This window comes from Sphingobacterium sp. GQ94, assembly GCF_059758715.1.
In genome coordinates this window covers 275421-287879 of the sequence record NZ_JCAXEC010000001.1, presented here as the reverse complement: position 1 = coordinate 287879, position 12459 = coordinate 275421, and the positions used below count along the sequence as shown (strand labels likewise).

Sequence of the window (12459 nt, the reverse complement as noted above, 5' to 3'; positions counted from 1 at the left end):
ATTATTTATCTGACACTACTTGGTATATTTACAATTCTTTCTTCTAAAAATATGGCATTCCTTTGAGAGTCCGTTTGACAATGATTGTACATTGGAAGTCTAAACATTAACGTCCAGATTGGCCTAGTCATTATACCATTTTCATTAGTAAACTTTAACAATTCTTCTCTTTGATCCTTACCCTCCAATTCCAAACACATTAACCAATAATTCGCTTTTGTGTCCGGTAATTCTTGACGAAATTTAAACCCCTGGTCGGTAAAGAAATCGGCGTAGCCTTTTGCTAGCAATCTTTTATCTTCGATAAAAGCTGGTAACATTTCGAGTTGAGCGCATGCTAAAGCAGCATTTAAATTAGGCATCCGAAAATTATATCCAATCTCATCATGAAAAAATTCATATGGATGTGGTCTTTTCGCAGTTGTGGTTAAATATTTTGCGTGTTTACCTAAATCATTATCATTTGTTACGATAGCACCCCCACCTCCACAAGTAACAGTTTTATTGCCGTTAAATGAGAAGCCACCAATCCGTCCTATTGACCCAGTATGTTTACCCTTGTAATAACTCCCCAAGGATTCGGCAGCATCTTCAACTACTGGAATGTTCCACTTATCACAGACCTGCATTAGTTCATCCATATGAACTGGAAAACCAAAAGTATGCATTGGCATACAAGCAGAGATCCTTTTTCCTGTAGATTTGTTGTAACACCCGTCATCTCGAAGTTCACCAAATTCTTGCAAAAAAGCTTCTACAGCAACAGGAGATAATCCCATCGTGTCTAAATCTACATCCAAAAATATTGGTGAAGCATGATTATAAGCTATTGCATTAGCCGTTGCAATAAATGTCAATGCTTGAGTTATAACTTCATCCCCCGCATTAACGCCTACCAATCGTAAGGATACTTGTAATGATGATGTACCATTCACAACAGCAACTGCCTTTGAAACTCCTGTGATTTTTTCCATCATTCCTTCAAATTGATCAACATAAGCACCAACGGATGAGACAAAAGTAGAATCAATTGTATCTAGTAAATATTTTTTTTCATTCCCCCGAAATCTTGGTTCGTGTAAAGGAATGAACTTATCCGTTTTATATTGATCCCTAATAAAAGAGACCATTTGTTTAAAATCTGACATGATTACATTTTTGAATCTAAATACTTACCAGTTTCTTTATGTCCGAAATCAGGGATCATTTTAAAAAATAATTCAACGATCTCTTCCTTGTTCCATTTCTTTTGATTTTTTAATTGAGAAATTGTTGATTCAAATAAATTTAGTTTCTCTTCATCAAAATTTAACTCGTTCTTAATAACCCCCAAATTTTCGAATCGGTCCATATCCAAAGTTTCATGGTCCGTAAAAAATTCTTCGAAATCTTTCTCTCCTGTAGTATCACTGCTTGTAAACAAACAAGGCCATTTACCTTCTTTTGGTAAGGTGTGAACTAAGTCGCGAGCTTCGTCCTCCGATTGACACAAATATGGCTCATAACCAATATCTTTCAGATATTTAATTGCTATTTCTGCAAAAGTTATCAAGTGAAGATTTTCGCTCAATTTAGGAAAAAATATATCTCGATTTTCTCCAAAAACACAAGACATCAAACACAATTCTCCAGATTCTTTTGGTATTACAAAATATCTTTTAATATCATTTGGCGCTACAATTGGCTGTTTCTTTTCGATACGTTTGTTAAAACCATGCAATAAAGAGCCATCAGAGAACGCAACATTAGCAAACCGAGCTGTTGAAATGGTAATTTCTTGACTTCTCCTCATAAGAAACATTTCCATTATCCTTTTAGAGGCCCCCATCATGTTTACAGGATTTGCGGCTTTATCTGTAGAAACACAAAAATATTTCTTTACCCCTTTCTCAATCGACTGTTTTAACGTTTTATCTGTATTAAATACATTAACGTCAATCATTCTCATTAATGTAAAGGGATCCTTTTCGCTTCTAACATGCTTCAGTGCGGACAAATTTAAAACATAATCGTATTCCCCGTCAGCTTCCCAGAATGCATCATATTCAATTGAACCGATGTCTAATGCAAAAGTCTGGAAATCGCCATCAATATACCCAAAGGAACTACGGATATCCCTAACAAGCTCCACCATATTGTTTTCACTAATATCTACAACATGAAGCTTTTTCGGATTCCTTTTAAAAATTTCTTTAGTTGTAGCTTGACCGATTGATCCCGCCCCACCTATAACCAAGAATTTAGAAGCTGAGACTATCCTCTGAAGTTCAGCCTCATTATTTAAAATATCTCCTGTAAGCAGTTCTTTAGTTCTTCCTATTAAATTTAATGCATCCATAAATTACCCTCCTATTCCGTAAAACGAAAACCCATGAGCTTCTAATTCACTCTTGTTTAGAAGCTTGCGACCGTCAAAAATAAAAGATGGTCGTTTCATTATGTCTTTGATTCTTTTCCACTCAAGATTTTTAAATTCATCCCACTCTGTTAACACCGCTAAAGCATGCGCCCCAGCTAGTGCCACGTAAGGATCATTCACTACCTTTACTAAGCGACGATTTTCCTGTGGCAGACGTGTCCCCAAGTAATCTAAGTCTTTATATATCTGTTCCTCAGATACTTTCGGGTCATAGACAATAATATTTGCTTCTTCTTCCAAAAGATGATCTGCAACGTAGATTGCTGCCGACTCACGAGTATCATTTGTATCTTTTTTAAATGCCCATCCTAAAAAGACAATTTGTTTACCATTTACGGTATTATACATTGTTTGTATTATCTTTTGTGCAAATCGTGATTTCTGATGATCATTTAGCAATATTACTTGCTCCCAATAGTTGGCAACTTCTGTCAAATTATAAGATCTTGCTATATAAACCAAGTTTAAGATATCTTTTTGGAAACAAGACCCCCCAAAACCTACTGATGCTTTTAAAAATTTAGACCCTATTCGACTATCATAACCTATTGCTCTTGCCACTTCATCAACATCTGCTCCAGTCACCTCGCATAATTCAGAAATAGAATTAATACTAGACACTCTCTGTGCTAAAAAAGCATTTGCAACCAATTTAGACAATTCTGATGACCATAAACCTGTTGTTAATATGCGTTCACGTGGAACCCAACTTTCATATACTTTTACTAATGCATCAATTGCATCTGGATTTTCTCCCCCAATTAAAACACGATCAGGGTTATGCAAATCTGCTATAGCTGTTCCTTCTGCTAAAAACTCTGGATTTGAAAGAATGTGAAAATTCACTCCATTTCCAGTATTATCCAGTATGCTTTTTAAGGCTTCAGCAGTACGAACTGGCAACGTTGATTTTTCAACAACAATTTTATCTGTCTTAGCAACTGCAGCTATCTGTCGAGCACATAATTCAATAAATTTAAGATCCGCAGCTTGCCCCTTTCCCTTTCCATAAGTCTTAGTAGGTGTATTTACAGAAATAAATATCATGTCTGCTTCGTCAATTGCTCTATCTACATCAGTCGAAAAAAACAAATTCCGCCCACGAGCCTCATTAATAACTAAGTCCAAACCAGGCTCAAAAACAGGTAAATTTTCCAAGTTTGAATCATTCCAAGCTTTTATTCTAGCTTCATTAAGATCGACTACAGTGACTTCAATATTTTGATTCTTCTGGGCAATTACTGACATAGTAGGTCCTCCCACATAGCCCGCACCGATACACGTTATTTTTTTTATTTGTTTCATTATTATAAGATTCTTATTTAGAGCCAAATTTAGTTGACATTTCATTGTCTTAGTGAGATCTATAATCTTGCATCTACTAATTTCCTATCTAATATAGCTTTTACATCAAATATTACTGATTTTTCTTTTTTAAGTTCATTTAAATTGATTTTCAAAAACTCTTGATGAGACACCGCTAAAATCACAGCATCGAAACCTTTATACTGCAAATCATTTATTTTAGTTGGTAACTCCCTTAGTAGCGATATCCCTAACTCCAACGCAACATCATCACTATTGACCCATGGATCATATATATCGACTTCGACTCCAAACTCTTTAAGCTCGTAATAAACATCCACCACTTTACTATCACGATAATCAGGACAATCTTCCTTAAAGGTAATCCCCAGAATTAATACTCGAGATCCTTTTATTGAAATCTCTTTCTGTATCATTAATTTGATAACCTTTGAAGCGACAAATTTAGCCATAGAATCATTTACTCTTCGACCCGATAAAATGACATCTGGATAGTAGCCCAATTCTTTTGCTTTATATGCAAGATAATAAGGGTCGACCGAAATACAATGACCTCCAACCAAGCCCGGTTTATATTTAAGAAAATTAAATTTGGTTCCTGCTGCATCTAATACGTCATTAGTATCAATACCAAGAAGGTCAAATATTAATGCTAACTCATTTACAAAAGATATGTTTAAATCTCTTTGGGCGTTTTCTATTGATTTAGCGGCCTCGGCTATTTTAATTGATGCAGCTTTAAAAGTACCAGCTTTTATTATCGAACTATATAAAGAATCAATGAAGTCTGCAGCCTCTTCTGTTGAACCGGATGTAACTTTCATAATATTCGAAAGTGTATTAATTTTGTCTCCAGGATTTATCCGTTCAGGGGAATAACCAACAAAAAAATCTTCATTAAAAATCAAACCAGAATTTAACTCTAAAATTGGCACACATTCTTCTTCTGTACATCCTGGGAATACTGTTGATTCATAAATCACTATATCCCCCTTTTTAATAATAGACCCTAAAATTTCTGTCGCTTTTAATAGAGGTTTAAGGTTTGGTGCTTTAAATTCATCTATTGGAGTTGGAACAGTTACAATAAAAGTATTGCAATTGACTAATTCTTCCTTCCTAAAAGTAAAGGTCAAACCTTCAATAGCTCCATTTTTTTTTCTTTCAATTGCGTCATACATAGCAATTAAATCCGCCTCTTTTGTTTTATCTTTTATATTTTGTAATTCAAAAATCCTGTTTTTATCTATATCAAACCCCAAGACGTTATATAATTTAGCAAATTCAATTGCTAAAGGTAAACCGACATACCCAAGTCCAATTATTCCTATATTTATATCTGAATCTAGATTTTTTTGGGGTAAAATACTTTTTGTCATTAAAATATCCTTTTACTTCGATTTACTGAGTTTTTCCCCGTTCTTTTCATTCTCCTTTTCTGCAACAATTTTACGTAGACCGGAACTTGAAAACCTATGATCTCTACCATTAAAGTATAGCTCAATTCCCTTGTCTTCACAATATTTACGACCTGTAAAATCTCGATCTTTGTATTCATCTCCAACAATCCTTACATCCAATTTAAAGGACCTTAATATATCTTCCAAATCCTGTTCGGTGGAATAAGGAACGATTTCATCTACTGAAACACAACCGCGAAGCTGAATATATCGTTCCACAACAGTTTGAGTTGGAGCGTTCTTTTCAGGACGGTCAAGAGTTGGATCCATTTGTAATCCACAAATTAAATAATCGCATTGACGTTTTGCTTCTGCCAGCATCATAATATGCCCAGCATGCAATAAATCAAATGTACTAAATGTAATACCTACTCTTGGACCAGGGTTATAATCCTTTTGCTTTTTGAATTTAGCTTTTTCCATATGGCAATCATTCTTCTTTTTGGTATAAAACTATCTGTTGAAGAACCTGTTCGGGTTTATCAAAATATATAATAATTTTCTTTTCCAACAGCTTCTCGGTTTTGTCGCTTAGCTGCAATAAATATGCCGAATCGACATTCTCTCCCGTTACTAAAATCTCAATAGTCCCTGAATCAAGACCTTTCGCATAGTCACCTATTAGAGCAACTTGGCTAATCTCTCCCGCACGCTCTAATACCTGATCAATCGCTTGATCGATCCCCAAGTAGGTTCTTACTAAATTTTGTAGAGAGGTAAATAAGGGATGATCGATATTGGCTTGATAGTAAATCTTATTGTTTTGCTGAGTTTTAGTCAAGTAACCTGCTTCTGACAACTGATTTAGCTCCTTGCGGATCGCGTTAGTAGATTCATTAAATTCCTCTGCTATTCCACGTAAGTAGCCTTTGTTTGCTGATGAAACAAAAAACTTAATCAAAAGCTTTAATCTGGTCTTAGAAGTTATGATTGACTCCAGCATTGTTTGTTTGTGAGTAACAAAAGTACTCATGAAAAATAAAAAAACCAAATAGAGGTTCTCTTAACTAGAAGAATTAACAAAATCTTAATGAAAAATACACTTAAATGATTGATTTGAAGGCAATGACTTCAATTTTCCGATCTGGATTGCCGTCCTTATTGTAACACAATGGTTCAGGAATACACGGTCGCTCTCTTTTTATTTTTAAAATTATTTGCCGGTTCAACATTTTCTAAACCCTCCATCGTATACTGATTGCTGGTTATAAAATTTGAACGTTTACCATTTAAGAACGTTACGTACCCATGAACTACCAAACATTCTTTCTTGGGGCGATACCTCTCCAATTCCGATTTAAATATTGAAAACCCTACAGACCGCATAGCGCTTTCCTTCACTTTTCCAGCAGCAATAAAGAAATTTAATTTTCCAAAATGGTTGAAATATACAATTCGGCTTGTGCAACTAATCTTTGTAACGACAATTTCCTTTAGATTTTCCGAATATGTTGGCGTTTGAAATATGACGCATCCATAGGCTCTGGTCAAATCAGCATTATTCGGATCGATTATGACTCTAACGGTGAGTTGCACATTTCTTGAAAAAATGGTTCGATTTTTTTGTTTAATCCACAAATAAGAGCTAACAATTAATAAAGTGGCCACAGCTAATAACAAATAAGACATTTCCTTCGATTTAATTTTCTTTGATATTTTATAAAAACCAAATTTAAATCTCAGAGGCTTTCCAACCCAATTTCAAGGGTGGACAAAAGGGGGACAAATCTTTAAAATGGCATTATTAGCGAATAAACCGCAGTAAATGGAGTTTAGGCGCTATAGTCTGATCTTTCGCAAAAACAGGAACTCTATTCCATAGAGGTAAGTGCAATTTTCTTTTTCAATCGTTGTTTAGCCTTCTTGACCCCTTCTACGGACACGCCCAACAGCTCACTCATACTTTTATTGCTAAGCTCAAGTTTTGAAAGCGCGATAACGCGTAGATCATTTTCAGACAAGCTCGAATTTGCATTTTTTCTTTCTTGGAGGTAGTTAGGAAACACTTTATCAAACACATATTTGAATTTAATCCAGCGCTCATCCGTCATAATGTGACTCTCGAGCATCGTATTCAAGCTAATTTTGATGCGTTCCTGTTGCAATGGAGAGATCATTGCCTGATTGTTTAATTCATCTCTCAATTGGCCAATGGTAATGTTATTATTTTTTATTGTATCTGTAAATTCTTTCAATGAGTCTTTTAATACCAAAACTTCTTGATCGACTAATTGCTTTTCGTAGATCGTCGTTAGCTGCCTGTTTTCTAAAATTGTTGTCCGAATCAGAATTTTGTTGCGAGACCTATTAATTAATAATAAAATAATCACAAAAACCAAGAGTAGTAAAACACCTAAATATTGATAGGTCTGATTGATTTGTTTTCTTTTAAGTTCTTCTCTTTCCAGGGTTTGCTGATACCGGTCAGCCTGCCATTGCCAATATACCTTTTGAAGATTATCATAATTAACCTGTTTGGCTAAACTATCCCTATGGAGGTTGTACAGATGTAAATTTTCCAGTTCAACATCTTTGTTTCCAAGACCTTTTGCCACATCTGCCCGGGCTTTGTACGCTTGAGTTTTATACTGCAGAAAATAAGGCTTGTCTTCCATTAAACTTTGGCTATTTAACAGGGCATGTTTGGCTAACAACCATTCTTTTCTAGCGATACGTAACTTAGCGAGCTCTAAATTAGCACGCATGGCATCCTTGAATTCGCCATATTTTGTAGATAAAAATATGTTCTCTTGCAATAAAGAGATGGCTTTGTCTGTATTTCCTTTCTTGTATTCGATTTCTGAAAGGTTACCAGAGATGATTCCCATCCACAGAGAGTCTTTTGCTTGTTTGGCAATGTTAAGCGCTTGATGATAATATCCGAAAGCCTCATCGTAAAGGGAATCTTTTTTCAAATAAACGCCGATTGCATTAACCATATCGATTTTTTTTCGACTTAAGGATGCTGCATAAGGTAAGGCGAATTTCAGAAACTTAACCGCTTTCTTTTGATCTCCGATATAGCTGTAGAAACTTGCTATATACCCGTAATGAAGACTTATCAACGGAATTTTTTTGGGCTCTATTGCCGTTTGGGTTTCATTCACTTGGAGAAAAAACGGGAATGCCTCCTTAACTTCTCTATATACAAAATGATAATATCCCTGACGGATAAGGGTTAAATGTTTAAGCTCTTCTTCTGAAGTATCCTTTACAAGCTCCATAGCCTTACTAAAATAATAATTGGACCGGGGGTTGGTTTTGTCAAAAGCAATAGAAAAGCCGTCCGCCAAAAGCATATAGTAGGCCCATTCCATGGAAATACTTCTTTTATCTTGTGCCTTAACTCTTAATTCTTCTAGACTCCGAATCAAGGCTAAAGTATCTTTTTGATAATGAACTTTCATTTTAAGAAGAGACTCCAAATGAATCGTCTCATTCTGAAATTCCGAAACCTCAAAAGTGTTTTTCTGAGCGTATCCGCTGAAATTAAATAGAAAAAGAAAGAAGAAAGAAGTCAGTGCAATTGGCCAGGTATTCATTCTTGTAAATTTCGTAAAAAAAAGTTAGTTTTCTTAAATAGAAAATATAATTCGACAAGATTCCAATAACCTGATGGAAGAAATAGAGTTTGTGTGTCTTTAAGAGCTGATTATTTAATTAATTTATGAAGATATTCATAGTAGATACCTTTTAAGCCATCGATGTTTTGTAGCAATTGCTCTTTCGTTATGTATCCCTTTAAAAGGGCAATTTCCTCTAAGCAGGCGACCTTTAAGGAAGTTCTCTTTTCAATTGTTTTTATAAATTCTGTCGCCTCAGATAGCGATTCATGAGTCCCGGTGTCTAACCAGGCGTAGCCACGGCCCAATAACTGTAGTTGCAAATTATTACGATTTAGGTAGGCTTGGTTGACGGCGGTGATTTCCAATTCTCCTCGCTCTGATGGCTTAACCTGTTTTGCCAACTCAATAACCGAATTGGGGTAAAAATATAATCCAACGATCGCATAATTCGATTTTGGTTCTTTAGGTTTTTCCTCAATAGCCAGTACATTTCCTTGCTCATCAAAAGTTGCAACGCCATATCTTTCTGGATCTTCTACGTAATAACCAAAAACAACTGCTTGCCTATCATTCTCTACTTTTTCTTTGGCCACCCGGAGTTGCTCTTGAAGTCCTGCTCCATAGAATATATTATCACCAAGAATCAAACACACGGAATCAGACCCGATGAAATCGGCGCCAATGATAAAGGCCTGTGCTAACCCCTCAGGTTTTGGTTGAATCGCGTAACTAATGCTAAGGCCAAGTTGTTTCCCGTCGCCAAAGAGTTTTTGAAAGTTAGGAAGGTCGCTGGGCGTGGAAATTATTAGAATTTCCCGAATTCCTGCTAACATGAGAATTGAAAGGGGATAATAGACCATGGGTTTATCGTAAACGGGCAACAATTGCTTTGACACAACCTGCGTAAGGGGGTGTAAACGCGTTCCAGATCCACCTGCTAATATTATTCCTTTCATTCTGTCTTCTTTTATTTTTTGCGTCTCTATATTTTATATTCCTACGATCTTATTAGTTGTTCAAACGCATCAACATTTTCCTTAGGCTATCCTGCCAACTTGGGATTTGCAATGCAAAGGTATTTCTGATTTTACTTTTGCTCAGCAATGAATAAGATGGACGCTTTGCTAAGGTAGGAAATTCTGAACTTGATACGGATTTAATCTCACATTTTAGCTTATTTAAGTCTCGTATTGCTGCCGCAAAATCGCGCCAGGAAACCACCCCTTCGTTTGAATAATGATAGATACCAGGTTCCCAGTAACCCATCGTCAAGATCTGTTTAATCACCTCTGCCAAATCTCCCGCATAGGTCGGTGATCCAAACTGATCATGTACCACAGAAACTTCATTGGCGTTACGCATTAAATTAAGCATCGTCTTCACAAAATTCTTCCCAAAAACGGAATAAACCCAGGAAGTCCGAATGATGATCGCATTCGAAAGAACACTTAGAATGGCTTGTTCACCCTTCAATTTGCTCATTCCATATTGATTGATGGGCTGTGTTGGATCATCTTCTCTTAAAGGTTCTTTCTTATCGCCATTAAAAACATAATCGGTCGAGATGTAAATCAGTTTGGTGTGATTAGCCTTGCAATACTTGGCAATTTCTAAACTGGCAACATGGTTAATTTTATCCGCTAAAACAGGGTCATCCTCAGCTGCATCCACCGCTGTGAAGGCAGCAGTATGGACGATGTAGTTGGGTTGATATTCAGCTATAGTCTTTTGTATAGCATCTATATTCACCAAATCCAGTTCTGTCCTGGAAAGAAAATTAAAAACCATACGCTCGGAATCAAAGCATATCGCTCGTAATTCAGAGCCTAACTGACCAGAGGCTCCGGTTATTAATACTTTTAATGGGCTCATAATTGTGTATTAATATAATGGTTAATTGGGCTTTACAGATGTTGAATTGCCATATCAAAGCTAGGTAAAATCAAATCTTTTTCCGCTATCAAATATTTTTTTGTTTCAGACTTCCAGTCAATTCCCAATTTTGGATCATTATAAATGACTCCCCATTCCGCTTCTTTATGATAATAATTGTCGCACTTATAGAAGAATTCCGCGGTGTCAGAAAGGACAACAAATCCATGCAGAAATCCACGTGGAACAAAAAGTTGTCTTTTGTTTTCACTCGAGAGAAGAACCGCAACATGTTGACCAAATGTCGGAGATTCCTGACGAGCATCGACGGCCACATCCAATACTTCGCCCTGAAGAACCCGTACTAATTTCGCTTGAGAAAATTCTCCTTTTTGGGCATGCAATCCGCGAAGGACTCCCTTAGTGGAAAAAGACTGATTGTCCTGGACAAACTGCACATGTATACCCGTTTTCTGCTCAAAATCCTTTTGGTTATATCCTTCAAAAAAATACCCTCTTGAATCGGCAATGACTTTAGGATCTAGAATAAAACAGTCTTTTAATTTTGTCTCAATTGCGTTCATTTTATAATATACTATAGGTAGACAAGCTGATCACTTGCCATAATGGTTTTCGTAATAGGTTCTATATGCTCCAGAAGATACGCGCAAGAGCCATTCTTGATTCTCTAAATACCAATCAATAGTCTTTGATAGCCCTTGTTCAAAAGTTACCGATGGACTCCAGCCTAATTCATTTTTAATCTTCCCGGCATCAATAGCATAACGCAAGTCATGTCCTGGTCTATCTTTTACAAAGGTGATTAGTTTCTCCGATGTTCCAGGTTCCCTGCCAAGCTTTGCATCCATTTGTTTACACAGTTCCCTGACCAAATCGATATTCTTCCATTCATTGAATCCCCCAATATTATAGGACTCTCCGTTTTTTCCTCTATGAAATACCTGATCAATAGCCTTGGCATGATCTATTACAAATAACCAGTCTCTGGTATATCGGCCATCTCCATAAATAGGGAGGGGTTTCTGATTGAGGATATTTAGTATACAAAGCGGAATAAGTTTTTCCGGAAAATGATTGGGTCCATAATTATTCGAACAGTTTGTGATCACCACGGGCATTCCATAGGTATCATGATATGATCGAACGAAATGATCTGAGGCGGCTTTGGAGGCTGAGTATGGTGAATGAGGATCATACTTCGTTTGCTCCGTAAAAAAACCAGTATCTCCTAAAGCTCCGAAAACCTCATCGGTTGAAATGTGATGGAAGCGTTTCCCATCAAACTTGCCATTCCAAAGGGCCCTAGCGGCCTCCAATAGATGCACCGTTCCGTCGACATTGGTGGAAACAAAAGCTAACGGATCCGTAATGGAGCGGTCTACGTGAGACTCAGCGGCCAAATGAATCACGCCATCAGGCTGGTAGTAGTCAAAGGCCTGAAAAACCTCCTGTTTATTCCTGATATCTGCTTTTACAAATGAATAGTTAGGTTTCTGCTGAATATCGTTTAGGTTCTCAAGATTACCTGCATACGTTAAGGCATCTAGGTTAACAATGTGATCCTCAGGATACAGATTCACAAACTCTCTAATGACGTGTGATCCTATAAAACCTGCTCCACCTGTTATTAGAATGGTTCTTCTATTCATAGTGCTAAGATAAACTTTTGGAATTACACTTAAAACTATTTAGGCAATCCGGGAAGAATTCCTCACCCTGTGCGTTTTATTAGGAGCCCCATTGGATGGAATAATCATCCCATTTATATTGAATAAACAGAACGGTGAATTTGATT

The 12459-nt window shown here is 36.5% G+C and carries 12 protein-coding genes; all 12 read right to left on the bottom strand.

Going from position 1 to position 12459, the window contains the following annotated elements; translation table 11 throughout:
- Positions 1–5: 5 nt before the first annotated feature.
- Positions 6–1148, bottom strand: coding sequence for a LegC family aminotransferase (locus AC6CHH_RS01190; protein WP_498278873.1), 1143 nt, complete (start codon positions 1146–1148; stop codon positions 6–8).
- Between the two features lie 2 nt (positions 1149–1150).
- Positions 1151–2338, bottom strand: coding sequence for a UDP-N-acetylglucosamine 4,6-dehydratase (locus AC6CHH_RS01185; RefSeq protein WP_498278871.1), 1188 nt, complete (start codon positions 2336–2338; stop codon positions 1151–1153).
- Positions 2339–2341: 3 nt separating this feature from the next.
- On the bottom strand, positions 2342–3724 hold the full coding sequence (locus AC6CHH_RS01180; RefSeq protein ID WP_498278869.1) for a nucleotide sugar dehydrogenase: 1383 nt from the start codon (positions 3722–3724) through the stop codon (positions 2342–2344).
- Between the two features lie 59 nt (positions 3725–3783).
- Complete coding sequence (locus tag AC6CHH_RS01175; protein WP_498278867.1) at positions 3784–5124, bottom strand: nucleotide sugar dehydrogenase; 1341 nt, start codon at positions 5122–5124, stop codon at positions 3784–3786.
- Positions 5125–5136: 12 nt separating this feature from the next.
- Positions 5137–5628 (bottom strand): adenylyltransferase/cytidyltransferase family protein, encoded by a 492-nt coding sequence (locus AC6CHH_RS01170; protein ID WP_498278865.1) that lies wholly within the window; start codon positions 5626–5628, stop codon positions 5137–5139.
- 7 nt (positions 5629–5635) lie between these two features.
- Complete coding sequence (locus AC6CHH_RS01165) at positions 5636–6178, bottom strand: winged helix-turn-helix domain-containing protein (protein ID WP_498278863.1); 543 nt, start codon at positions 6176–6178, stop codon at positions 5636–5638.
- Between the two features lie 143 nt (positions 6179–6321).
- Complete coding sequence (locus AC6CHH_RS01160) at positions 6322–6834, bottom strand: hypothetical protein (protein WP_498278861.1); 513 nt, start codon at positions 6832–6834, stop codon at positions 6322–6324.
- Between the two features lie 182 nt (positions 6835–7016).
- The gene (locus AC6CHH_RS01155) at positions 7017–8747 is read right to left on the bottom strand and encodes a tetratricopeptide repeat protein (RefSeq protein WP_498278859.1); all 1731 of its coding nucleotides are present in this window, start codon (positions 8745–8747) and stop codon (positions 7017–7019) included.
- Between the two features lie 110 nt (positions 8748–8857).
- Positions 8858–9727: a glucose-1-phosphate thymidylyltransferase RfbA gene (rfbA, locus tag AC6CHH_RS01150; RefSeq protein ID WP_498278857.1), complete on the bottom strand. Its 870-nt coding sequence runs from the start codon at positions 9725–9727 to the stop codon at positions 8858–8860.
- A gap of 52 nt (positions 9728–9779) precedes the next feature.
- On the bottom strand, positions 9780–10643 hold the full coding sequence (gene rfbD / locus AC6CHH_RS01145; protein WP_498278855.1) for a dTDP-4-dehydrorhamnose reductase: 864 nt from the start codon (positions 10641–10643) through the stop codon (positions 9780–9782).
- A 32-nt stretch (positions 10644–10675) separates the two neighbouring features.
- Positions 10676–11227 carry a dTDP-4-dehydrorhamnose 3,5-epimerase gene (gene rfbC, locus AC6CHH_RS01140; RefSeq protein ID WP_498278853.1) on the bottom strand — a complete coding sequence of 184 codons (552 nt, stop codon included), beginning with the start codon at positions 11225–11227 and terminating at the stop codon, positions 10676–10678.
- Positions 11228–11257: 30 nt separating this feature from the next.
- Positions 11258–12313 carry a dTDP-glucose 4,6-dehydratase gene (rfbB, locus tag AC6CHH_RS01135; protein ID WP_498278851.1) on the bottom strand — a complete coding sequence of 352 codons (1056 nt, stop codon included), beginning with the start codon at positions 12311–12313 and terminating at the stop codon, positions 11258–11260.
- Positions 12314–12459 lie beyond the last annotated feature (146 nt).

Coding starts and splice junctions, on each gene's coding strand:
- AC6CHH_RS01190 (WP_498278873.1), bottom strand. CDS start 1,148: ATGTCAGATTTTAAACAAATGGTCTCTTTTATTAGGGATCAATATAAA.
- AC6CHH_RS01185 (WP_498278871.1), bottom strand. CDS start 2,338: ATGGATGCATTAAATTTAATAGGAAGAACTAAAGAACTGCTTACAGGA.
- AC6CHH_RS01180 (WP_498278869.1), bottom strand. CDS start 3,724: ATGAAACAAATAAAAAAAATAACGTGTATCGGTGCGGGCTATGTGGGA.
- AC6CHH_RS01175 (WP_498278867.1), bottom strand. CDS start 5,124: ATGACAAAAAGTATTTTACCCCAAAAAAATCTAGATTCAGATATAAAT.
- AC6CHH_RS01170 (WP_498278865.1), bottom strand. CDS start 5,628: ATGGAAAAAGCTAAATTCAAAAAGCAAAAGGATTATAACCCTGGTCCA.
- AC6CHH_RS01165 (WP_498278863.1), bottom strand. CDS start 6,178: ATGAGTACTTTTGTTACTCACAAACAAACAATGCTGGAGTCAATCATA.
- AC6CHH_RS01160 (WP_498278861.1), bottom strand. CDS start 6,834: ATGTCTTATTTGTTATTAGCTGTGGCCACTTTATTAATTGTTAGCTCT.
- AC6CHH_RS01155 (WP_498278859.1), bottom strand. CDS start 8,747: ATGAATACCTGGCCAATTGCACTGACTTCTTTCTTCTTTCTTTTTCTA.
- rfbA (WP_498278857.1), bottom strand. CDS start 9,727: ATGAAAGGAATAATATTAGCAGGTGGATCTGGAACGCGTTTACACCCC.
- rfbD (WP_498278855.1), bottom strand. CDS start 10,643: ATGAGCCCATTAAAAGTATTAATAACCGGAGCCTCTGGTCAGTTAGGC.
- rfbC (WP_498278853.1), bottom strand. CDS start 11,227: ATGAACGCAATTGAGACAAAATTAAAAGACTGTTTTATTCTAGATCCT.
- rfbB (WP_498278851.1), bottom strand. CDS start 12,313: ATGAATAGAAGAACCATTCTAATAACAGGTGGAGCAGGTTTTATAGGA.